Annotated in this window: 24 protein-coding genes, 1 pseudogene and 1 other annotated feature; of the genes and pseudogenes, 20 read left to right on the forward strand and 5 right to left on the reverse strand. The window is 39.2% G+C overall.

The window, feature by feature from the left end:
- Positions 1-17 precede the first annotated feature (17 nt).
- The 3 genes and pseudogenes from GJB59_RS00165 to GJB59_RS00175 all read left to right on the forward strand — a co-directional run bounded on the left by GJB59_RS00165 (position 18) and on the right by GJB59_RS00175 (position 1,832).
- On the forward strand, positions 18-650 hold the full coding sequence (locus GJB59_RS00165; protein WP_142829703.1) for a type 1 glutamine amidotransferase family protein: 633 nt from the start codon (positions 18-20) through the stop codon (positions 648-650).
- 57 nt (positions 651-707) lie between these two features.
- A pseudogene (locus tag GJB59_RS00170) lies at positions 708-953 on the forward strand (alpha/beta hydrolase); the annotation flags it as partial.
- A gap of 648 nt (positions 954-1,601) precedes the next feature.
- Positions 1,602-1,832, forward strand: coding sequence for a hypothetical protein (locus GJB59_RS00175; RefSeq protein ID WP_142829701.1), 231 nt, complete (start codon positions 1,602-1,604; stop codon positions 1,830-1,832).
- 553 nt (positions 1,833-2,385) lie between these two features.
- Here the strand turns inward: GJB59_RS00175 and GJB59_RS00180 are convergent.
- A complete protein-coding gene (locus GJB59_RS00180) occupies positions 2,386-2,652 on the reverse strand; it encodes a SunI/YnzG family protein (RefSeq protein WP_142829699.1) in 267 nt (88 codons plus the stop codon).
- Between the two features lie 384 nt (positions 2,653-3,036).
- Here GJB59_RS00180 and GJB59_RS00185 point away from each other — a divergent pair, with 384 nt between their 5' ends.
- A complete protein-coding gene (locus GJB59_RS00185; protein ID WP_142829697.1) occupies positions 3,037-3,705 on the forward strand; it encodes a DNA alkylation repair protein in 669 nt (222 codons plus the stop codon).
- 195 nt (positions 3,706-3,900) lie between these two features.
- Here the strand turns inward: GJB59_RS00185 and GJB59_RS00190 are convergent, their stop codons facing one another.
- Complete coding sequence (locus tag GJB59_RS00190; protein WP_142829695.1) at positions 3,901-4,539, reverse strand: hypothetical protein; 639 nt, start codon at positions 4,537-4,539, stop codon at positions 3,901-3,903.
- Between the two features lie 542 nt (positions 4,540-5,081).
- Here GJB59_RS00190 and GJB59_RS00195 point away from each other — a divergent pair.
- The 9 genes from GJB59_RS00195 (at position 5,082) to GJB59_RS00230 (ending at position 13,798) form a co-directional block, all read left to right on the forward strand.
- Positions 5,082-5,720, forward strand: a complete 639-nt coding sequence (locus GJB59_RS00195) for a pyridoxamine 5'-phosphate oxidase family protein (protein WP_142829693.1) — start codon at positions 5,082-5,084, stop codon at positions 5,718-5,720.
- Positions 5,721-6,092: 372 nt separating this feature from the next.
- The gene (gene yiaA, locus GJB59_RS00200) at positions 6,093-6,548 is read left to right on the forward strand and encodes an inner membrane protein YiaA (protein ID WP_142829691.1); all 456 of its coding nucleotides are present in this window, start codon (positions 6,093-6,095) and stop codon (positions 6,546-6,548) included.
- Positions 6,549-6,924: 376 nt separating this feature from the next.
- Positions 6,925-9,540 (forward strand): phosphoenolpyruvate synthase, encoded by a 2,616-nt coding sequence (gene ppsA, locus GJB59_RS00205; RefSeq protein WP_142829689.1) that lies wholly within the window; start codon positions 6,925-6,927, stop codon positions 9,538-9,540.
- A gap of 432 nt (positions 9,541-9,972) precedes the next feature.
- Positions 9,973-10,236: a PLDc N-terminal domain-containing protein gene (locus GJB59_RS19250; protein WP_328822943.1), complete on the forward strand. Its 264-nt coding sequence runs from the start codon at positions 9,973-9,975 to the stop codon at positions 10,234-10,236.
- Positions 10,237-10,273: 37 nt separating this feature from the next.
- Complete coding sequence (cls, locus tag GJB59_RS00210; protein WP_328822946.1) at positions 10,274-11,434, forward strand: cardiolipin synthase; 1,161 nt, start codon at positions 10,274-10,276, stop codon at positions 11,432-11,434.
- 138 nt (positions 11,435-11,572) lie between these two features.
- Positions 11,573-11,998 carry a VOC family protein gene (locus GJB59_RS00215; RefSeq protein WP_142829687.1) on the forward strand — a complete coding sequence of 142 codons (426 nt, stop codon included), beginning with the start codon at positions 11,573-11,575 and terminating at the stop codon, positions 11,996-11,998.
- 128 nt (positions 11,999-12,126) lie between these two features.
- Positions 12,127-12,993 carry an alpha/beta fold hydrolase gene (locus tag GJB59_RS00220; protein ID WP_142829685.1) on the forward strand — a complete coding sequence of 289 codons (867 nt, stop codon included), beginning with the start codon at positions 12,127-12,129 and terminating at the stop codon, positions 12,991-12,993.
- A gap of 195 nt (positions 12,994-13,188) precedes the next feature.
- Entirely contained in the window at positions 13,189-13,506 is a 318-nt protein-coding gene (locus GJB59_RS00225) for a hypothetical protein (protein WP_142829683.1), read from the forward strand.
- A gap of 91 nt (positions 13,507-13,597) precedes the next feature.
- Entirely contained in the window at positions 13,598-13,798 is a 201-nt protein-coding gene (locus GJB59_RS00230) for a hypothetical protein (RefSeq protein WP_142829681.1), read from the forward strand.
- A gap of 449 nt (positions 13,799-14,247) precedes the next feature.
- Here the strand turns inward: GJB59_RS00230 and GJB59_RS00235 are convergent, their stop codons facing one another.
- The gene (locus GJB59_RS00235) at positions 14,248-14,559 is read right to left on the reverse strand and encodes an alpha/beta fold hydrolase (RefSeq protein WP_142829679.1); all 312 of its coding nucleotides are present in this window, start codon (positions 14,557-14,559) and stop codon (positions 14,248-14,250) included.
- A 204-nt stretch (positions 14,560-14,763) separates the two neighbouring features.
- Here GJB59_RS00235 and GJB59_RS00240 point away from each other — a divergent pair, with 204 nt between their 5' ends.
- Entirely contained in the window at positions 14,764-15,126 is a 363-nt protein-coding gene (locus GJB59_RS00240; RefSeq protein ID WP_142829677.1) for a hypothetical protein, read from the forward strand.
- A gap of 193 nt (positions 15,127-15,319) precedes the next feature.
- On the forward strand, positions 15,320-15,811 hold the full coding sequence (locus tag GJB59_RS00245) for a hypothetical protein (protein ID WP_142829675.1): 492 nt from the start codon (positions 15,320-15,322) through the stop codon (positions 15,809-15,811).
- A 23-nt stretch (positions 15,812-15,834) separates the two neighbouring features.
- Here GJB59_RS00245 and GJB59_RS00250 read toward each other — a convergent pair whose 3' ends face one another.
- Both GJB59_RS00250 and GJB59_RS00255 read right to left on the reverse strand, forming a co-directional pair.
- The gene (locus tag GJB59_RS00250; protein WP_142829673.1) at positions 15,835-16,185 is read right to left on the reverse strand and encodes a CPCC family cysteine-rich protein; all 351 of its coding nucleotides are present in this window, start codon (positions 16,183-16,185) and stop codon (positions 15,835-15,837) included.
- 450 nt (positions 16,186-16,635) lie between these two features.
- On the reverse strand, positions 16,636-17,088 hold the full coding sequence (locus tag GJB59_RS00255) for a universal stress protein (RefSeq protein ID WP_142829671.1): 453 nt from the start codon (positions 17,086-17,088) through the stop codon (positions 16,636-16,638).
- Between the two features lie 487 nt (positions 17,089-17,575).
- On the opposite strand from GJB59_RS00255, the gene GJB59_RS00260 reads away from it, so the two are divergent.
- The 5 genes from GJB59_RS00260 (at position 17,576) to GJB59_RS00280 (ending at position 21,151) form a co-directional block, all read left to right on the forward strand.
- Entirely contained in the window at positions 17,576-18,037 is a 462-nt protein-coding gene (locus tag GJB59_RS00260; protein WP_142829666.1) for a GNAT family N-acetyltransferase, read from the forward strand.
- A gap of 343 nt (positions 18,038-18,380) precedes the next feature.
- The gene (locus GJB59_RS00265) at positions 18,381-18,851 is read left to right on the forward strand and encodes a GNAT family N-acetyltransferase (protein WP_142829664.1); all 471 of its coding nucleotides are present in this window, start codon (positions 18,381-18,383) and stop codon (positions 18,849-18,851) included.
- 51 nt (positions 18,852-18,902) lie between these two features.
- Complete coding sequence (locus GJB59_RS00270) at positions 18,903-19,751, forward strand: hypothetical protein (RefSeq protein ID WP_142829662.1); 849 nt, start codon at positions 18,903-18,905, stop codon at positions 19,749-19,751.
- A gap of 65 nt (positions 19,752-19,816) precedes the next feature.
- Positions 19,817-20,572 (forward strand): SDR family oxidoreductase, encoded by a 756-nt coding sequence (locus tag GJB59_RS00275; RefSeq protein WP_142829660.1) that lies wholly within the window; start codon positions 19,817-19,819, stop codon positions 20,570-20,572.
- Between the two features lie 135 nt (positions 20,573-20,707).
- On the forward strand, positions 20,708-21,151 hold the full coding sequence (locus GJB59_RS00280) for a GNAT family N-acetyltransferase (RefSeq protein WP_142829658.1): 444 nt from the start codon (positions 20,708-20,710) through the stop codon (positions 21,149-21,151).
- 94 nt (positions 21,152-21,245) lie between these two features.
- Positions 21,246-21,439 (forward strand) — a binding site (T-box leader).
- Positions 21,440-21,449: the final 10 nt, after the last annotated feature.

A 21,449-nucleotide genomic window follows, 5' to 3' on the forward strand; every position in this document is an offset into this window, starting at 1 on the left:
AATGGGAGTGCTATTGGATGCAAACAAAAAAAGTTTTTCTCTATGTATTTAATACAATGTCTGACTGGGAATATGGATATCTAATTGCTGAACTAAACTCAGGAAGATATTTCAAAAAAGAATTAGCATCTTTAAAAGTGATTACAGTAGGGGCTAATAAAGAAATGATTACTACTATGGGAGGACTGAGCATAAAACCAGACCTTTCCCTTAATGAGTGTACGCTTGAGAATACAGATCTTATAATTCTACCAGGAGGGACGACTTGGAGTGGAGAAATTCATCAACCTATCTTGGAAAGAATTGGCCAAGCTTTGGAGCTTGGCACTATTGTTGCCGCAATTTGTGGTGCAACTGAGGGCCTTGCCAATATGGGGTACTTAGACACCAGAAAGCACACGAGTAATAACTTAGAATATACTAAAATGGTTTGTCCTAACTATAAAGGAGAAAGATTCTTTGAGCTGGAATCTGCGGTATCTGATGCAAATTTGGTTACTGCCTTAGGAACAGCTCCTTTGGAATTTGCAATGGAGGTACTGAAAAAACTAGATGTATTTGCACCAGATGCGTTGCATTCATGGTATAAGCTAAACAAGGCGAATGAACCTGAATACTTCTTCCAGTTAATGAATTCAATAAAAAAATGAAGTAACTGAAAAGCTCAATTTCTCTATTTTGATATGCAGAGAACTGGGCTTTTAATTGTGTTTTTGGCGGAATCAGGAATTGCGGCTCCAGTGTATGAATAGAAAGGTTTGAACAGCAGGTTTTCAAAAGAAAATAAAGTTGCAGTCATGGAAAGAGCCGGCTATGGATACAGCGATGTATTTCATGAGGAGAGAGACATTGATACGATACTAGAGCAATCCAGACAAGTACTTATTCAAAGTGACCAGAAACCGCCGTGTATCTTAATGCCGCACTCTTTATCAGAACTAGGAGCCATCTACGATTCACTGACGATCAGAGGTCAGAGGAATAGGAATATTAACAAATTCCAGAGATGGCATCTGTACAACTCTATTCAGATAAAAAGCATAGACTCCATATATTCCTAACTCTATACTGGCTGTGGCCATTACTGCGGCTACTGCCGAAATCAAGAAACGAATATGGTTTAAATGAGTGCCAAAAGGCGATGGAAATCCTATTAAACTGCTTTTTGAAGACGTTTATTTACGAAGATATTCAATCCTATAAGAAGGCTACTAGATTCTACGCGGATAAGATAGGTGAAACATGATCAGCTATGAAATTTTTAATGGATTATTTAGCCATTATGGGATTCTGTATTAGCAGAACCCATTAAATGCTGAACTTCATAAAGAAACTGAACAAGAATCAAGCCTTTAAGAAGAAAATCAGCGATTAGATTGCGTGGAGAAAATTATGAGTGAATACTTTTTAGAGCCAATGTGAAGTCATTTCACATAAATGGTTAAGATTTAATTGTGTGTATTCGGCTGATTGCTTAAAAGCAATCAGTTTTTTTAGCATAGGCCTCAGCGTCCTTCTGATTCCGGAAAACTATAAAATGTTAATTTTCTGATTTTTATGTTAATATTGAATCAAAAAAAGAAGAAAGGGAGGCGTTCATCATGATTCACCAAGAACCTTTGGAAAAAGAGGAATTCCAAACCGCCCAGGAATCTACTGAACCTGTCGAACCGCTGCCGCATGCTCACTATATCGACCACAGGGATGGCTTAATTGAACCGATAGTCAAGGAATATATGCCGATACAAGTCGGTGTGGTCATTTTTTCAATTGCCATATTGGCTTTGATTTTTTTCGGTATAACTTCCAATATGTGGGGGTTGATAGAATGACGGTATAACGTTCTACGATTTACGCAATACAAAAAAGAGGACTGACATAGACTGTCATAGCAATTTGAGACACCAATAAAACACCCTTTTTAGGCTGCTTGCGTCCCATATTCCATGGGAGTCAGGCAACCTATTTTTTTAGAATCCGGCTTTCGTTGTAGTAACTTATGTATTAGATAGATGATCTGGAAAGTTAGAATTTTAGATTACATATCAACACTTTGTCGGAAGTAAAGAAGTTAAAAGTACTGCTTCTTTGCTTCCCATTTTTATAAATGTCCCTTTTTAATTATAAAAATTTTTACTTAAAGATGGGAAGAGTGAAAAAGGTAAGAAAGCTACTGTGCATCAGTTTTTTCTTCCAACTTATGAAAGTGGAATTTTGCGAAAGCTTTGACCTAAAGATAACTTCTGAGTGTTCAAATCTATCAAATAAGGAAGTAAGAGAAAACGCTATTCCAAATGTTAGGAATGGCGTTTTCTCTTTACAATACTATTAATATTATGGAACCATCACTTTGCGAAAACGCAGACAGTTTTCAATAGCTCCTTATTAAATTGAATTGATGTACGAGTTTAGTTTTTTTTGTATTGATAGATAGTTGGTTGTAAATAAAATATATGTGCTTTCCCTTGTAACGATAACGACTCTATCTGTTGTGCCATATGGCCTTCCAATTCTTATTGCCTGTTTTTCTTTTCCGCCATAAGTATCATCTATGGTAACTGCTAAAATATCAGATATTGGAATTGTAATTTTTGTTAACAGCCACCTAATCACGATATCAGAATTAACTTTTTTTACAAATATCTCAAACAAAATATCCCTCCTTACAACTAATTAACTTATTTTAACATATTTAAATACCTTAAACGCTTGATTTACTTGCTCAACTAGCATGCATCTTACATACATAATGGATGATGGGGCGGCTATGCTTATGCCGTTATAAAGATTGTCACAGGTTTTGAGTAAAGCATTTCTTACCAAAAAATCCGGAATTAAAGTTTTAAACCTAACTTCGAGGATGCATTTCCTTCTATGTATAAGTGGTAAAAGCTTAAACACTACATATGCTACAATATTAAAAAAGATAGATTTTGAAAGCCTACCAATGCAATAAAGCTTATAAAAAAGCATTTTTTAATAAATCCTATCAAGAACACATTATTGAACAGTTCTTTAATAGAGGAGTTGTATAAAATGGATGGAAAAAAAGGTGCAGGAATAAAAATCTCTTCAAAAGCAGACAGCATTCTATCTCAAATGAGTAGCAAAACTAAGCTAGGCGACTTACGGAAAATCGCAAAGGACATTAAAAGGGATCACGAACTCGCTATGGAACTTTGGTCAACCGAAGAGTTCTTGCCCAGACTATTAGCGATCTTAATTATGGATAAAAAACTTCTTTCACAAGATGTGCTAGATCTGCTTGATAAGGATATGCAGATTCACACTTTTGATGAGCGAAATAACTTAATGGATTGGTTAATGGCCAATCAGCTCACCAAAGACAAGAAGAACATTGCATTGATGGAGTCATGGGAACATAGCACCGCTGCTCTTCAAAGGCGTGCTTACTGGTATTATCAGGCACGATTGAGATGGACTGGACAAACACCGCCTGATAACACGGAAGAACTGCTATCGGCAATAGAAGCTAATATTATGCAGGAAAAACCGGAAGTTCAATGGGCTATGAATTTCACCGCAGGCTGGATCGGCGTTTATGATGAAAAGAGTCGTGCACGTTGTGTAAGAATTGGTGAGGAAACGGGTCTTTACAAAGATGAAGTAGTAGCAAACGGATGTACGCCCAATTATTTGCCGGAGTTCATTAGGATCGAAGCTAACAAGCGACAAGATAAATAGTATTCTCTAAAAAATACTAGAATTTAATGCAATATTGGCCGGCATGAGCACGGTTAACTATCGTATTTATGCCCGCCAATTAGCTGTATAACTGAAACTCTAGCTTTAAGGAGTTACTATCGCAGCTTTTTTCTCGTTTAGAATGTGAGTATGAATTTTTATAATCGTTTGGAACTGTTTAGTGTTATTTTTTCCTTACTGCTCTTGTATTAATGCGTTTATTTTTTGAAGTCTTTCATAACCTTCAGCGTAAATTTTGGCTCTTTCTTCTTCTGTTTCAATCTCATCAAAGTCTTTCAGCATTTCTTCTGTCTCGTTGATCCATTCTTCTAATGGTTCAAAATCGTTCAGTTCTTTCACTTGACCAAGTCTTGAAAGGGGATTGGCCACTTGACCTGCAGCGTTTCCAGTCGTTCTATGCTCTGGTGCTGGTATGGCGGCTGCATCTGCAAGCCACCCCATAATTACGCCTATTTTCTGCTCTTCAGTTGGTTCAGCTGGGCTGCCATTTACTTGGTAAGAACGAGCAGCTAGCGCTTTTGTAGTTTTATCAAACGTGTAACCGTTCTCGTACGTTACACCATTTGCCATTTCACTACTTTCCTCTCCACCTTCTGGAAGTTCCCATTCATCAAAATAATCATTGATTTCTTGATAAGGTGATTCTAGTTTGGTCTCTTCTAGCTCTTTCGATTTGTTCGCAGAGGTTTCAGATGATGATTCTTCTTGAAGTTTATTTTCAGTAGTTTCTACTTCTGTTGATTCGTCTGCATTTCCGCATCCAGCTAGCAATAATGCCACTGAAATCACTATTCCTAAAGTGTACTTCTTCATTTAATCCCCTCCGATTATAGCCCGATTATATCATAGTAAAAATCATTTATTTCCATAAAACCCATTTTCAAGGGATACAATATTCTCTTAGGAATAGCTTTTTATGTTAGCTTTAGTCAAAGAGATTTGATGAAACAAAGTTTAATAAGTTCGATCGACTTTTTTAGGCAAGCATAGTTGAGAGATGCCCATCAAATGCCCAAAATTCGCTGAACACTCAAGCCATCCAAGAAGGCTTTATTACTGAATAATCGTTGGAAAATACTCCTACGCATTTCGAAATACGACATCCCGAAGCACCTGAGAAAAAAGAAACTTATGTACATAGAAGGAAGCGATAAATGTGGAAAACAAGTCGAGCAAGTATTTTAAATTAACCAGAAATAAAAAAGGACAATGATTTTTAATAGAATCCCGTCGTCTAGCTGAGGTCAATACATAAAGATAACTAAAAAAATAAAATATTAAGAGCTGTGTAATGTAAAATAGAGATCCAACTCTAATTAGTTGCGAGAAATTTAGTGCGAAAGGGATTGAAAGGATTGAAAACTGAACCGTCATTTCCGAATACAGTGAAGACAGTGGAAGAGCTGCGAGAGATCACCGGAAAGCCGAGTGAACTTGTGAGCAATAAGGTCATCTCTTTTTTGGATGAACATTGCATAGGCTTTATCGAGAAATCTCCATTCCTGACAATATCTACAGCGGATGAATCCGGTTTTTGCGACGTTTCTCCACGGGGAGACGATGCCGGTTTTGTATATGTGGTAAATGACAGGCAGTTGATCATTCCGGAAAGGCCCGGCAATAAGAGAATGGATTCCATGCGGAATATTTTATCCAATCCAAATATCGGTTTACTGTTTCTAATCCCTGGACTGGGTGAGACCTTGCGTATTAACGGTAAAGCAAGCGTCATCCATGATAAAGAACTGTTAGGGAAAATGGCAGTCGACGGAAAAAGCCCGATTCTTGGTATCGGCGTGGATGTGGAAGAGTGCTTTATTCATTGCGCAAAGGCGTTCCGAAGGTCAGGACTGTGGAGTCCCGATACATGGATGACTAAAGATGCACTACCCAAAGGTGCGAAGATTTTAGCAGCCCATGCAAAATTGCCAAATGTAGATGAAGAGGCGGTCGGGAAACTTCTGGAGAAGAGCTATCGGGAAACGTTGTATTAAAGCTAGACGAGCACCCTCTGTTTGCAGCGAAGACTATGATGCATTTAAAACCACTTGAGTAGAAATTGTGTATCTTCAAATAAAGGCTGGATTTATATTGTCATTACTGAATTATTAGTTATTTACTTCTGCATGTTGTGATAAAATATAACTAGTAAAAGAGTAAAATATGGTAGGGAAAGCAAATGGACTCTTGTACTGCTTCAACTAGAGGAAGAAAGTAAAAACAGCCCCTTTCGGTGTAGCTTTTTGTGTGAAGGGCAAGCTAGCTAGAATCAATAAATTCAACGGACGCGAGAGCTGGCAGAGTATTGCTAACGACGTTCTGCAGATATATATCAAATAGTATTATAGATGATAGGGGCTGATTGTATGTTAGGTGAAAAAGATGAAGATGTATTCATGAAAAAACCGAACGAGAAACGCAGGCTTGGAGAACCGACGGGGGCATTTAAAGGTGCAGCTTGGGGCGCTTTGCTTATTGGGGTATCGACGTATTTAATCGGTTTGTACAATGCGCAAATGGAATTGAACGAAAAAGGCTATTATATTACATTATTGATACTTGGGCTTTATGCTGCAGTGTCGCTTCAAAAGGCAGTCCGGGATCGTGACGAGGGAATACGGGTCACGAACCTGTATTTCGGCATTAGCTGGTTTGCGCTGATTTCAGCATTGGCACTAATGGCGATCGGACTGTTCAACGCTGAGAGCATAATTTTGAGTGAGAAAGGCTTTTACGGCATCTCGTTCGTCTTGAGCCTGTTCGCCGTGGTTACGGTACAGAAGAACGTCCGGGACACAGAAGAAGCGAACCCAGATAAGTGAATCATGAAAATAGAAACGCCTAACTGTTCCTACAGTTAGGCGTTTTGTGTGTCCAGGCGTATAGTGGACGAAAACAGATCAAAAAAATTTTAGAATTGAAAACTGTATTTTCAAAGAGGTGTTGTGTCGATTTCCATCGCTTGCCAATCATTATAGTTCTAAATATGGTGACCTCAAGAAATTGCATGGTAGCGGTATGTGGAATTATAATTAAAGAACAATAGACGGTACCTTTCCTTCTGAAAATACAGCCACTGAAGCCTTTGAAAATAAAGTGTTGCACTTAAAATGACAAACAGTCCCTTACAAAAACTTAGAACGCTGTAAAGTGATGTTAAGTTAAAAACAACAGTAAAATGTAAAGGAGACGATCATTTTGCAAAAATATGTGCTAGATTTTCAAGAGGTGGAAAAAAATGATTTGTTACTGGTTGGCGGAAAAGGCTTGAATTTAGCGGAGCTGGCAAGAGTTCCTGGCATTCAGGTACCGGCAGGATTTTGTATTACTACTAACGTATTCAAGCGCATAGTGGAGGATAATCAGGTATTCACTGAATTGATGGAAGAATTGGCCGTACTTGAATCCAGCGATATAGATAGGATTCGATTGATCAGTGAAAAACTAAGAAATGCCATCGAAACCACGAAGATCCCGAAAGAGATAAAACAGGAAATTGTCGATTCTTTTGAAAAATTGGGGAGCGAGTTAACCTATGCGGTCCGGTCGAGTGCGACGGCAGAGGATTTGCCGACGGCGTCATTTGCAGGACAGCAAGATTCGTTTTTAAATATCCAAGGTAAAAAGCAGCTCTTGAAGCACATCAGTAAATGTTGGGCTTCCTTGTTCACGGAGCGGGCAGTAGTGTATCGCATCCAAAATGGTTTTGATCACCGGAAGGTCCTTTTGTCGGTCATCATCCAACAAATGGTTTTTCCGGTTGCATCCGGGATATTGTTCACCGCAGATCCTGTTACGTCCAATCGCAAAATGGTGTCGATTGATGCGAGTTTCGGATTAGGTGAAGCACTCGTCTCAGGCATTGTGTCTGCCGATAATTACAAAGTTAAGGAAGGGCAGATCATTCAGAAAACAGTTTCTCTGAAGAAAGTTGCCGTTTATCCATTAAGCAGAGGAGGAACGGAACAAAGGGAAATCCCTCTTGAATTACAGGAACAACAAGTGTTATCGGGTGAACAGGTATTGGCGCTAGAAGGCTTAGGCCGTCAAATAGAAAAGCATTTCGGAACACCGCAGGACATCGAATGGTGTCTGGTGGATGAAGCAATCTATATTGTGCAAAGCCGGCCAATCACTACATTGTTCCCTTTGCCAGAAAAAAGTGATGGTCAGTATCGCATTTACTTATCCATTGGACACCAACAGATGATGACTGACCCGATCAATCCACTTGGTATGTCATTTTTCGAATTTCTCGCCGATTATAATATAGAGAGGGCCGGTGGACGGCTATTCATGGATTTGTCACCTGAGCTTGCTTCGGTTACTGGACGGATATTTATGTTGGCATCTCTTGGAAGCAACGATCCTCTGATGAAAGATGCGTTGGCTAATTTCATGAAGCGTAAACCACGGCTCCCAAATGGAAAGCGCATTTATAAATTTGGATCAGAGCCATTTACTTGGGGCTTTCCTGTGGAACTGCTAAAATTGTATCGGAAAAATGACCGCAGGCTGACCAACCAGCTGATCAATTTAAGCGAAGCTTCCATCCGGTCGTTGGAATGGCGTATACAAACTGTCTCAAGAGATGGATTGTTCGAGTTTATTAAAGAGGATCATAAACAATTAAAAAAAGAAATTTATAATCAGGAAAGCTTTGGCATAATTATGGTCGGCATCTTTGCAGTATACTGGCTCAACAACTACATGGAAAAATGGCTGGGTGAAAAGAAGGCGGCAGACATCCTCAGCCAGTCGGTGGCCCGTAACGTGACGTCCGAAATGGGGCTTGAGCTTCTCGATGTAACGGATGTGGTGCGAGACTATCCCGAGGTGCAAGCCTATTTTGAGAACCCTCGGAAAGCAACGTTTTTCGAAGATCTGGAAAAAATGCACGGTGGCAAGGCGGTCAGCACAGCACTGAGACAATACCTCGAGAAATATGGCATGCGTTGTGCTGGTGAAATCGACATTACAAAAATACGGTGGAGCGAAGACCCGACAATCCTGGCTCCTGTCATCTTGGGCAATATCAAAAACTTCGAGCCTCATGCGCGCGCTGCCAAAGTTGCAGAAGGCAAAAGAAAAGCAAAGCAGAAAGAACAGGAGTTGTTGGAACGGTTGGCCAAGTTGCCTGGAGGCAAGAGGAAGGTTAAAAAGACCAAGCAAATGATCAGCATACTGCAAAATTTTCTTGGGTACCGGGAATATCCGAAATTCGCTTTTATCAAACGCTATTTTCTATATAAGCAGGCTTTGATGAAAGAAGCTGTTTTTCTGCATGAAAAAGGGGAAATCCAAGCGCCCGAGGATGTGTATTATTTATCATTTAATGAATTTAGAGATGCTGTCAACGGCAAAAGTGTAGACCGCCAGATGATTGAAGAGCGGAAAGCGGCCTACCGCTATTACGAGAAACTAAAGGTGCCGAGACTGATGACCTCAGAAGGTGAAGAAATCTTCGGAAACTATCAAAACGATAAGTTGCCAATCGGCGCGTTTCCAGGTATTGCGGTTTCTGCCGGCGTCATTGAAGGACGGGCGAGGGTCGTCCTGAAGATGGAGAATGCTCACATCGAACCTGGGGATATACTCATAACGGCTTTCACAGACCCGAGTTGGACCCCGCTATTCGTCTCGCTGTCGGGTTTGGTAACAGAAGTCGGAGGGCTGATGACACACGGAGCGGTTATTGCACGGGAATATGGCCTGCCGGCTGTGGTCGGAGTGGTTAACGCGACAACTGTCATTAAAGACGGACAGAAAATTCGCATCAATGGCTCTGAAGGTTATGTGGAAGTGCTGGATTAGCAATTCCAAAATACAAGTTTTGGGACATGATGAGAACTTCGATTTGCTTAAATTTCAGTAAATTTAAGAAATGAAGAAAAAATTATAATACCTTAAGATGGGAAAAAGACTACGTTGATACATTCATCTCTATAATCACAAACGCATTAAATAAAAAAAGGCTGGCATTCGTCCAATGCGACACCGGGCCATACCAGCCAATTAATTGCATAAATGAAACTCTAACTTTAAGGAGTCACTACCAAATCTTTTCTCTTTTTTTGATACCTATTAGAGTAAGTCTACATAGCATAGCAGCCAAATTTTGAAAAGGATCCCAAAAAGTTATCAAGGCAGAAAAATCTTCTGTCCTGATAGCTTTTTCGTTTTTGAAAAGAGGACTATCAGAATATTTAGAGAATAGAAAGGGGACATGGCGAAAGGGGTGGCGAGATGGATTGGTCAATCTTTTGGAGCTGGGTGCTCAACGGTGTAATCCTCTTGAATATGGTGCTGGCTGTAGTGGTTATTTTTAATGAACGGCGAGATCCGGGGGCTTCCTGGGCATGGCTGCTGATTTTATTTTTCTTGCCGGTCATTGGCTTTATCGTTTATCTGTTTTTCGGCAGGCTTTTAAAGGATAAGAACTTTTATGATTTAAGCGAGGAAGAGCAGTCTTACCACGCCCGTCAGATGTCAGATTGGTTCTCAAATTGAACGCATAAAAAGCGGCGCAGCTGAATACGATGATGAGCTGCTAAAAAAGCATAAACAGCTGTTGATCATGAATTTGCAGTCTTCACGGTCGCAAATAAGTTTTTACAATGAAATGGATGTCCTTTCCGAAGGTGTGCAAAAGTTCGATACGATGATTGCGGACATTGGAAGAGCACAGGAAGAAGTTAATATCCAGTATTACATCATCAAGCGGGACGCTCTTGGTAAGCGGCTGCTCGATGCTTTGCTGGAAAGGGCAAAAGCGGGGATCAAAATTCGTCTTCTCTATGATGGCTTTGGTTCCAGAAGTTTGAAAAGAATTGATTTTAAGGAATTGATCGAACACGGGGGCAAAGTGCAGATTTTTTTCCCGTCGTCTTTTGGATTTATAAATTTTCGTGTCAATAACCGCAATCATCGAAAAGTCTGCATCATCGATGGCAAAGTCGGTTATATCGGTGGATTTAATGTTGGCACCGAGTACTTGGGTGAAGTGAAGAAATTTGGCTATTGGCGAGATGTCCATTTGCGCATAGAAGGGGACGTGGTCCAACACATCCAGGAGCGATTTATTTTGGATTGGAATTATTCCAATCAACAGAAGAATCGGGATGATCTATTTTGTTTTCCACAGCATGATGTAAAAAGCCTATCCCCAATGCAGATCATCACGAGCGGCCCGAATTCCCATACGGAACATTTAAAAAACATGATGATCAAGATGATTTTATCAGCGGAGCGTGAAGTTTTTATCCAGACCCCGTACTTCATACCGGATAAAAGTTTTATGGACGCCTGCAAAATGGCGTTGCTGAGCGGAGTGAAAATGCATATTATGATCCCTGGAAAACCGGATCATTTATTTGTCATGTGGGGATCCTGGTCGTTTCTTGGCGAACTGCTCGATTACGGTGCAGATGTCTATTTATATGACCGCGGGTTTCTGCACTCCAAAACGCTGACCATTGACAGCGAAATTTCAACCGTGGGCACGACCAATCTGGACGCTAGAAGCTTTCGCTTGAATTTCGAAATTAATGCGCTGGTATTTAACCGCATGGTCGCGCTTGAACTGGAGTCATTGTTTGAGTCGGACACTGCAAGCTGCCGCAAGTTGACGAAAGAGCTATATGCCCAGCGTAATTGGACTATTAAATTCCGTGAAGGTGTGTCGCGTTTGTTGAGTCCGATTTTATGAAAAAATTTGAAATACATGGAATAGGCGTAAATTGCTTTCAATGAACTCTTCAAAAAACTATTTAGATACTTGCAGGTTTTTTTTGGAATTACACGAATTAGGTAGATGGTAATTCTAATTCAGATTGGAGGAATATCAATGACATTAAAAGCAAAAGAGATTTACGTCAATTTACCTGTAAAAAATTTGGACAAATCAGTGGAATTTTTTACAAAGCTTGGATTTGAGTTTCACCCAGAAATGACGGATGAAAATGCCACGTGTATGATTGTCGGTGAAAATATTTTCGTTATGCTGTTGATTGAACCCTTCTTTAAAACTTTTACCAAAAAAGAGCTTGCAGATTCGACGAAAAATACAGAAGTAATTGTGGCACTTTCCGCCGATAACCGTCAAAGCGTTGACGACATTGTCAACAAAGCATTAAAAGCTGGCGGTACAGCATCGAATGATGTGATGGATGATGAGTATATGTATGCTTGGAGTTTTCAGGACCTTGATGGCCATTTGTGGGAAGTTATTGCCATGTCAGAAAGCAACGATTTAAATAAGAGCGAAGCGTAAAAAAGGAAAGCATTTAGGAGAAAAAACCCTAAATGCTTTTATATATTTAATCAATGGTGATTATTGCATTTGAAGTTGTCAGTAAAAAATATTGTTAGTTCAACATCTACAAAAAGAGGTGAAAACATATGGAGCGAAAGATCGAGACATTTTCGTGGGAAGGCATGTCAATTGAATATTCGGTAGTAGGAAAGGGAGAACCGATATTTGTCATGCATGGTGGACATTCAAATTGCCATGAAGAAATGGGCTATAAGGGGCTAGTGGACAACGGCTTTTCAATAATTACTCCTTCAAGAGCAGGTTATGGAGGGACTTCAAAAGAAGTAGGGAAAAGTCTTTCAACCGCTTGCGAATGTTACTGCGGTTTAATGAGGCATTTAAACATCGAGAAAGTCCACCTGCTCGCCATTTCTGCCGGTGGACCCAGTGGGATTTATTTTGCTGCACATTATCCAAAGCTCGTTAAAACTTTAACTTTACAATCCGCAGTGACAAAAAGGTGGATTCAGCCAAAAGATAAAGAATACATCGCAGCCAAAATCATATTTCAACCTTTTAGTGAAAAAGTCACCTGGACTTTCATTTCTGCCCTAGGCAATAGATTCCCGCAATTTGTTTTTCGCCAAATGTTTTCATCGTTTAGCAATCTGATTTACAGTGAAGCAAAAGACAAAATAGCCGACAGCGATATTGAGGCTCTTCAAAAAATGAACAATCGCCAGCGATCAGGTTCTGGCTTTATGGTGGACCTGACCCATATAAAAGAGTTAACAATTACAGATTTACAAACAGTAACGTGCCCTACTCTAATTATGCATAGTAAACATGACGCAGCTGTGTCTCTCGAACATCCTTATCATGCACATCAACACATTCCTCTTTCCGAACTTTGTCTATTAGAGTCATGGGGGCATTTAATTTGGCTTGGAAATACTGCGAATAAATCCGAAGAAAAGACCGTTCAATTTTTGAAATTGAATCATCTTTCTTAAGATTCGCTGCCATCAACTAATAATAATGTCTGAAAATTTTGTTTTCCATAGCGATAAATGGATAATTTTGTTATGGTTAATAGGAGGATATTGGATATAAAGCTTAGTATAATGTCGATGTTTTCATTTTTTTTACCAGGGATATAAGTTATTTCACAAATAGTGAAGTCTAGCTAATAGATAAGGTGTTTTTACATGGAGACGGCAATTGAAATTTCACTAATTGTGCTGCCTATAGCAATAGTAGGAGGAATTGCATTATTTGTGATTAAGAGGCTTAAAAATAAACAGTTAAGAGGTACACTGGGGAAGAAAAAATCAAAAAATGCTCAAAGTTTATTGGATAGCTTAATACCACTCGGCATGCTTTTTGGTTCCGCTATCGGTTTGGTTTTCAGCAACTTTTTTCAAATTACTGTAGGAACTGCAATAAGCCTGGGTGCCGGAATAGGTTTGCTACTTGGTTATATTGCTTATGAGATATATAGCAGGCAGGAAGAAAAGGACAAATAAGTGTTATCAACTTCTTTTAATAAAAAGCTAATAGAAATTTAAGTATAGAGTCAAAAGTTGTTTTCCAAAAAAGTACAATGGAGGAACAACAATGCTCAAATTCTTAAAAAGAGTTTTTTTAGAAAGATGGGAATTGGTCCATACCACTACGAGTTTAGATCAACATTTCGCCATGTTAGAAAAACTTAGAAGCAACGGTATTGATTACAAAACATCGGGATTGAATTTTGGCGGTGGATACGGTGGAGCTAGTGGATATAGTACCGTTTATCACATTTATACACGAAAATGAATATGCTAATGGGGAGAATTTTTAACAATGGGGATTTAGCCAGTCTCTTAAAGTGCGATTAAAAAGCTGTGCTTTTTGGACTGGCCAGGCATGTTGAGCATCAGGGATTAATCTTCCAACTGCACTTGGCAGGAACTGCGGAGCTGTTTCAACAGATTCTAGAATGCCGCGAGATTCTTGATCGCCAGCGACTAATAGACAGGGACAATCAATGTTTGCATACGACTCATCAAGACGAAATTGCATGATTTCCTGCCAAATCGTTTCATAGGTATCCCGAGTCAGAAACTGGTAGTTCGTTATAAAAACCGGTATTTTGTCCTGAGGCAAATGGTAGTAATCATGTGCTAACTTTTTGAGATATCGTTCATCTTGTATTCCTCGCTGAACTATACGGGATTGCATTTTTAACAAAAATTGAAATCGCATAGGTTTTACGGTAATGCCGCTTATGAATGCACTAATAATTTTTTAGGGTATCGTTTAGCTAATTCTAAAGCAACGTGCCCACCCAACGAAATTCCCACAACATGAACCGATCGATTTCCGATCACCTGATGTGCAATCAAATCGGTCGCATCCGCTAAACCAGTCCATGGAGTTGATCTGCTTTTTCCGTGTCCAGGCAAATCCACCAGAACAAGTTGATAATCCGAAAAGGCTGGTTCCTGCTGCCACCACATCCAACTACTCGCACCAATCCCATGAATAAAGAGGATGGATTGATTTCCTTTAGATTCAGTTTCTACAAAATTAAGCATATTTCCAATCCCCCTATACTGCGATTAAAGGATATCCCGTGAAAGGCAATTCTATCTAAAGGGAAAGCTGTTGAAATATTCGCCTATATTTTATCATATATATAAGTAGAACTTTTTATTTAAGCACTCTTGACAGCTGTATTCATAGCGGGATTGCGATTCTAGTTTTGCTTAATACAATTACCAATTGAGATGGGGCACACAATGACAAATGGAATCGACTTTTATCTTGCTAATTCAAGTAAAGAAGCAGCTATTTCTGAAAAACACGTGAAGTTTGATGAAGACCTTCACCACTATTTATTGACCCGGGAAGGTTATCCAGCGAAAAGATATAGCCTCCTATTAAACCTGGATCAATATAATGATCGATTGTTTTCACCTAATGAAATACGTGAGTTAATTCTAATTTGTGAAAGGCTTTTAAATGAATATAGCTTGAAAACAAAGAAACGATGGGAAACAGATAACTTCACCTGGAGAATAAATATACTCGCTGAAAATCTTAAAACGCTTTGCTTACTCGCATTAGAGGAAAATAAAAAAATATTTGCTGCAGGGGATTGAAATTGGGAATTAAAATTTCTCCTATCAAGTAGTACATAGTTACTAATTTTCAATTTTAGGTGACTCGAAATTTTCCAAAGTATTCTCGTTGCCCTGACTTTCCCACAGTTGCCCACAATTTTGAAAGCAAAATTGATATAAGGTAACTAATAAATTTAGTGCACGTCTAAATTTGTGCTGGGAGGGGAAAGTATTGAAGTCTAAAACTTTGTATTTAAGCAGTATTATTATTTTGTTGCTGGCTGGTTGTTTTCAAGGGAATCAAGTGATCGAAAATGATAATAGGAATTCTATAGAAAATGCTGATTATGTGTCACAAAAACCACCGCATCTAAAAATTAGAATAAATGAAGAGGAGTTTTCTGCCGGTTTAAGTGGTTATGAGTGGAGCTACTTTGATCAAGAAAAAAATATGATGGCTACTGTTCAAACAGAATCGATCTCACCTTTTGATTTAGTCGGTAATCGGGAGGCACCTGCGGTAAATTCAGAAACATCCATTCAGTTTAGATTTGAAGAAGAACCGCTTTTTTATCAAGTCAATATTTGGGATGCTAAGAATACTAGAGAAGCTTCTTCCAACATAGTTGCTCTAGAGGGGCAAAGCGGAAGAACAATCTATGAAGTAACTGCAACTTGGGAACAAGGAACTGGCCATTATTTTTTCCCGCTAACTTTAGAATAATACATCTCTTTTATACGCAAATCCTATCCATATAAAAGCAGCTCTTTTTCAGACTTGAAAATTTCGTTCCACTTCATCGACTCGCCCTTTTCGTTGTCCTCATACAATAGTTGATAGGCATCCATCAAAATTCTTTTTTTCACTAAGAATGCAGAAGGTATGCTCCGGGGTTTTTCTCGATACATCGTAAAGTGGACAGCAAAATTCCGCCTGGCTTCTTCTAATGAGTAATCACCATTTGGACCTCCATCCATTGTTTCAGGAGTCTGCTCACTGTAACCCGAATCCTGCCAATCGCACAAAAAGCAGATTTCGTCGTAAGATCTTCTATTTAAAGTAGGATAGCCGCAGCACGGACATTTTTCTCTATTCATTTATAAGCTCCTTTGCAGATAAAAGTATTTTAATTGTATTTATAAAAAAGTAAAAAATGGACTTTGTCTTAGTCGCACTCACAAGCTTTTATAATAACAAAAGGGAATATCAGATTCCAAAACTAAATAACTTGGCAATAAACTGAAGTTATCGATGAGTCTAAGGCATTTTATCACTCTATATCGAGACATATACGCAGAGCATAAAATTCGATAGAAGAAAGCAAAAACTAGGTAGTTATCAGTCAGTGTTAGTTAGGAGGAACTGCCAATGAAAAGAAAGGCTAAGTACATTTTAATTTTTATATCTGGATTGGTTGTATATTTTGGATTCTCGATTCTTCTGTCGCTTTAACTGGACTAGCTGATAAATCCAAGTCTGATGCAAAATCAGAAAAGTCCGGTTAGCTCGGTAGGCAAGCTAACCAGACATTGTTAAAAATTTTACATTTATTCTTCAGCTTTTTCTCTTCGTACAACTAATACATCACAAGGACTGCTGCTGACAATGTGCTGAGATACACTGCCCAGTAAATAATGCTCAACAGCATTTAAGCCCTGAGCTCCGCATACAATAAGGTCGGCATCTACCTGTTTTGCGTAATCGCGCGAAATGACCTTATTAGGGGAGCCTGGGACTACAAAGACATTCACTTCTGAAACCCCAGCTGCAGCAGCTTCTTCTTTATATTTATTAAGCAGCTGGTTGCCATATTCAAATACTTCATCATTCATATCCGGTACACGTTTGGTCATCGCCGTAAAGGAACGGGTATCCACTACATAAATCAAATTCAATACGGCATTATCACGTTTTGCTATTTGCACCGACTTTTTTAATGCCCATTCTGCTTCACGTGATCCGTCAACTGCCGTTAAGATGTGCTTGTACTCCATTGCCATGCTAATCCCTCCTCAGATTTTTTATTCTTTTCTTACACTAAATTCTTCAAGGTTTGTGAAAATCCTTTCTTTTACAATTGAAATTTTTCTTTTATTATTCCATGACGTTAGTAAAATTGGCCGCAAAGCTTAAAGGAACCTTAAAGTGCAAGAGAAGTAAAAAAAGGAGCGAATATAGCCTTTCCCGCTTAAAAGATGAAACTTCAACTTTGCCGTTTCGTATAAAAGAAAAGTAAGATTCACAGAATATGTAAAATAGAAAGGGGACTCCATATGTCTACAGAAGCTATTGGCCTACTTGCTATAGTTACCAGTGTAATTTGGGTGCTTATGACCAATGAGCTGGCTAAATCTTCAGAGACCAAAAACGGGCGGAAAATAGCCACTTTAATGACGGCAGGCACTTTGTTTACAATAATACTTACAGTTTCGCTGTTCCAAAGTCTTCTATTATAAAAATGCTGGAAAAATAAAAGGAGTAATACATATGACTCAAAATATTGATTTTAGACTGGCGACTCTTGGAGATTTGGATAGCATTGTAGAAATGCTGAACGACGATCTTCTCGGCAGCCAAAGAGAACGTTATGAGCAACCACTTCCAGATAGCTACCTACAAGCATTTCATGCTATAACAAATGATCCTAATAATGAATTGATAGTGGCTTGTATGGGCGATGAGATCATTGGTGTTCAACAGATTACGTTCACTCCTTATTTAACTTATCAAGGCGGATGGAGAGCCACGATTGAAGGCGTGAGAACGTCTTCTTTACATCGTGGAAAAGGCGTAGGAACTCAGCTCATTCAATGGGCAATTTGCCGGGCGAAAGATCGCGGCTGCCATTTGGTTCAACTTACCACAGATAAAAAACGTCTGGATGCCTTGCGCTTTTACGAACAACTTGGTTTTGCAGCATCACATGAAGGATTAAAACTAAAGCTGTAGCAATTACATAACTATAAATCCAATAATATTTGAAAAGCAGAGAGAAAAGCGTCGCAAAAGTCCAATTTCTCTCTTTTACGACCATAAAAACATTAGTGAAGTAGGCATACACTTGAAGATGATTTCATAGATTCGTCTAAAATCAGTTTAGGTAAACGTATCTGTGAATAAAGGGTAGGTAGAAGAGATATCTGAAGAGAAGAGGATCCGGTATGGCAACACAGCAGCGATAAAAGAGCTGCTCGTCTGGCTTTCTGAAGAACTTAAATCCCTGGCTGCTGATCAAATTAGTGAGCTTGAGCAAACTGTCAGTGGATGAAATCTTGCATAGGATAGGTGAAAAATGAATCCAAACGAAGCTTCAGAGAGAATACAAATACACAGGATTACAGAGCCTTTTGAAGAGCAGGCTAGAGCGGTAGTTTTAAAAGGGTTGGAAGAGCGCTTTGGCTTTATCGATCCCAAGTATAATCCAGATTTAAAAAGCATTGTCTTGAGCTATAGCGGACAAAGGGCTGTGTTTTTGGTTGGCATCTACAAAGATCGGGTGATTTGCACGGGCGCTGTATCTATGGAAGCCTTAAGCGTTGGAAGAGTCGAACGGATGTCAGTCTTGAAAGAATACAGAAGAACCGGTGTCGCCAAAGGGATGATCCATAGTTTGGAGTCGTGGGCGAAAGAAAACGGATATCAACAACTAGTTTTGGAAACTAATAATGACTGGCAAAGCTCGATTGATTTTTATAAGAACAGAAGGTACAGCATATATTTAAATGATGGCAAATGCAGCCATTTTGTTAAGGAATTGGTTTGATCTGAGTATATTACTAATAAGATATGGGAAAAGAAAATTGGGGGTCAGGCAATGGATTGGTCAAAAGAACAAGAGGAAGCAGAACTTGATTTGAGTTTTCTCCCGCCAACATTGAAGCAACTGAAAAAGTTCAGCGAGTTATTGGATAAAGAAGGAGTGTCATTTGATGAACACTTTGGTTTGGAATGGACTGACAGCAGAATGGCCTACCATCAGACACCGCTTGATGTGCTGCCATTCATGTCTCCGGGTGTAGATGGGATTCATATTGGTTTGTTAACGGACTTTGGTAAAATCACCGATTTGGAGCAAGCGTTTGTAGTTTGTATATTACCAATGGAGGATCCAAAAAATGCTGTGCAGCTGCTGGCACGCAATCCGAAAGAATTTGTCGACTACCTTAACAGCGATAAGCACCTGCTGATGTTATACAATGCACCGATAATTGAGTCGAAGGATCAGTATCAGCGCTTTCTGCAGGAGGCAGAAGAGGAGTTCGAAGCAAACTCTAAGCGAAATGAATTGGATTTAAAACTAAGAAGTTTCATGGACTCTAAAGAAATCGTTGATGTTTATGACTATGTAAAGACTGCAGTAACTGCTAAACGGAATGCGCAGATTGTATTGCCCACTTTAGATGGCGTTGGAGTAGCGAATTTTGGTAAGACAGGCGGAGCACAAGATACGATTTCTTTTGAACTAACAGAAAAAATAACTCTTGAAGAAATATACACATATTTTGAACAGGCTTCTGACGATCGCAAACTGGCATTCATACGCGATGCTCAGTTCACCGGAGTAATTTTCGAGGACTTAGAACTTAAAGCTTTTCTCGTAAAAGAACTCAAGAAGATGGGATGCGACAAGGAAGCAGAGCGTTTGAAAAGTTATGATTGGTAAAATAAAACTCTACAAGAAAATTACCTTGGATTAAAGCATTCACTACTCAAAGGGGGAACTCTCTAGTGTCTGAACAACAAAAGCGCATAGCAATTGTAACAGGTGTAGGCCATCCACAAGGCATCGGTGCTGCAGTCTGTCGAAAGCTGGCTTCACAAGGTGTAGATATATTCTTCACTCACTGGGAATCAAGTTTTGATTTCCCTTCGAAGTTCCAATTAGAACTAGTCAATATGGGTGTGCAGTGTGAATTTATAGAAGTAGATTTGTCTGAAAGAGATGCTTACAAAGTCGTGTTGTCAGCAGTGATTGAAAAAATTGGACAGCCTAACATCTTGATTAACAACGCAGCCCATTCAACAGATTCAGATTACATGGAACTTACGGAAAAAATATTGGATGACCATTATTACGTGAACGTCAGAACGACTTGCCTTCTTTGTACAGAATTTGCCCGGCAGTTCCAAAAAAGCGAAAGCAAGAACGGCAGAATCGTCAACTTAATATCTGGACAAGGCTTGGGACCAATGCCCGGAGAATTAGCCTATGTGGCAACTAAAGGAGCCATCTCAGCCTTTTCAGTTTCGCTGTCTTCAGATCTTGCCAGACTGGGCATTACAGTCAATGCAGTTAATCCTGGGCCGACCGATACCACTTGGATGACAGATGACATTCGACAGCATTTGCTTCCCCAGTTTCCAGCTGGAAGGATTGGACAACCTGAGGATGCGGCGAACATTATCGCCTTTCTGGCCAGCGAAGAAGCACAATGGATTACCGGACAGATTATCAATTCAGAGGGTGGTTTTCATAGAGGCTAAATAAAGTAGGGAAGTGACAGTAATATAAGTCTTTTACTGCACAATAAAATAATATTTGAAATAATAAACACAACCATTAAATTAAATTTCACTAAATATTGTAGAAGTACTAACAAGAGAAAAGAGGGCAAAAGCATGTACATAGAAAATGTTACACTGGACACAGTCGACAAGGTTGTTCCTTTATTTGATGGATATAGACAGTTTTATGGCCAACAAGAGAATAAGCAAGCTGCACAACAGTTTTTAGAAGATCGCATTTCAAAAGGAGAGTCGATTATTTTTATCGCTTTTGTGGAAGGCGAGGCAGCTGGCTTTGTCCAATTGTATCCGATATTTTCGTCGGTCTCTTTGAAGAGAGCTTATATCCTGAATGATTTATATGTTGATCCACGCTTTCGCAAGCAAGGTGCAGGCAAACAGTTAATGGAGAAAAGTTTTGAATACTGCGAAGAGAATGATGCTCGATTTGTGGCACTTGAAACAGCAAAAGACAATGTCCAGGCCCAAAAGCTTTATGAACAAATGGGCATGACTCAAGAAGAGATGCTTCATTACTCAAAAGTTTGGGAGAAGTAAGGCCAGATAAATCTAGACATAACCTTTACTTATCAATATTGACTTATTCTATTATTTAGATTAATCTGTATAAAATACAAATAGCAATCCATTCGCACGTTTAAGGAATAGTAAACAAGCTGTATTTTTTCAGAGAGGATATCAAAAGCTGCGAGATATCCAAAGTACATTTGTTGAACCTGCCTTTCATATTCTGTATTGAAAAATACAGCGGTTGATGCCGTTAGCCATTTCGAGAGTAAAGCTTTGCTTTAAATAAGGGTGGTACCGCCTCCAGAGGTCCCTTAGTTTAAAGTGG

It is taken from the genome of Planococcus soli (assembly GCF_016881065.1).
GTDB classification, from domain to species: Bacteria; Bacillota; Bacilli; order Bacillales_A; family Planococcaceae; genus Planococcus; species Planococcus soli.

What these genes read in the sequence shown, in the direction of transcription:
- GJB59_RS00165 (WP_142829703.1), top strand. Translation starts at nt 18, where the DNA reads ATGCAAACAAAAAAAGTTTTTCTCTATGTATTTAATACAATGTCTGAC.
- GJB59_RS00175 (WP_142829701.1), top strand. Translation starts at nt 1,602, where the DNA reads ATGATTCACCAAGAACCTTTGGAAAAAGAGGAATTCCAAACCGCCCAG.
- GJB59_RS00185 (WP_142829697.1), top strand. Translation starts at nt 3,037, where the DNA reads ATGGATGGAAAAAAAGGTGCAGGAATAAAAATCTCTTCAAAAGCAGAC.
- GJB59_RS00190 (WP_142829695.1), bottom strand. Translation starts at nt 4,539, where the DNA reads ATGAAGAAGTACACTTTAGGAATAGTGATTTCAGTGGCATTATTGCTA.
- yiaA (WP_142829691.1), top strand. Translation starts at nt 6,093, where the DNA reads ATGTTAGGTGAAAAAGATGAAGATGTATTCATGAAAAAACCGAACGAG.
- GJB59_RS19250 (WP_328822943.1), top strand. Translation starts at nt 9,973, where the DNA reads ATGGATTGGTCAATCTTTTGGAGCTGGGTGCTCAACGGTGTAATCCTC.
- GJB59_RS00215 (WP_142829687.1), top strand. Translation starts at nt 11,573, where the DNA reads ATGACATTAAAAGCAAAAGAGATTTACGTCAATTTACCTGTAAAAAAT.
- GJB59_RS00220 (WP_142829685.1), top strand. Translation starts at nt 12,127, where the DNA reads ATGGAGCGAAAGATCGAGACATTTTCGTGGGAAGGCATGTCAATTGAA.
- GJB59_RS00225 (WP_142829683.1), top strand. Translation starts at nt 13,189, where the DNA reads ATGGAGACGGCAATTGAAATTTCACTAATTGTGCTGCCTATAGCAATA.
- GJB59_RS00230 (WP_142829681.1), top strand. Translation starts at nt 13,598, where the DNA reads ATGCTCAAATTCTTAAAAAGAGTTTTTTTAGAAAGATGGGAATTGGTC.
- GJB59_RS00235 (WP_142829679.1), bottom strand. Translation starts at nt 14,559, where the DNA reads ATGCTTAATTTTGTAGAAACTGAATCTAAAGGAAATCAATCCATCCTC.
- GJB59_RS00240 (WP_142829677.1), top strand. Translation starts at nt 14,764, where the DNA reads ATGACAAATGGAATCGACTTTTATCTTGCTAATTCAAGTAAAGAAGCA.
- GJB59_RS00250 (WP_142829673.1), bottom strand. Translation starts at nt 16,185, where the DNA reads ATGAATAGAGAAAAATGTCCGTGCTGCGGCTATCCTACTTTAAATAGA.
- GJB59_RS00255 (WP_142829671.1), bottom strand. Translation starts at nt 17,088, where the DNA reads ATGGCAATGGAGTACAAGCACATCTTAACGGCAGTTGACGGATCACGT.
- GJB59_RS00260 (WP_142829666.1), top strand. Translation starts at nt 17,576, where the DNA reads ATGACTCAAAATATTGATTTTAGACTGGCGACTCTTGGAGATTTGGAT.
- GJB59_RS00265 (WP_142829664.1), top strand. Translation starts at nt 18,381, where the DNA reads ATGAATCCAAACGAAGCTTCAGAGAGAATACAAATACACAGGATTACA.
- GJB59_RS00270 (WP_142829662.1), top strand. Translation starts at nt 18,903, where the DNA reads ATGGATTGGTCAAAAGAACAAGAGGAAGCAGAACTTGATTTGAGTTTT.
- GJB59_RS00280 (WP_142829658.1), top strand. Translation starts at nt 20,708, where the DNA reads ATGTACATAGAAAATGTTACACTGGACACAGTCGACAAGGTTGTTCCT.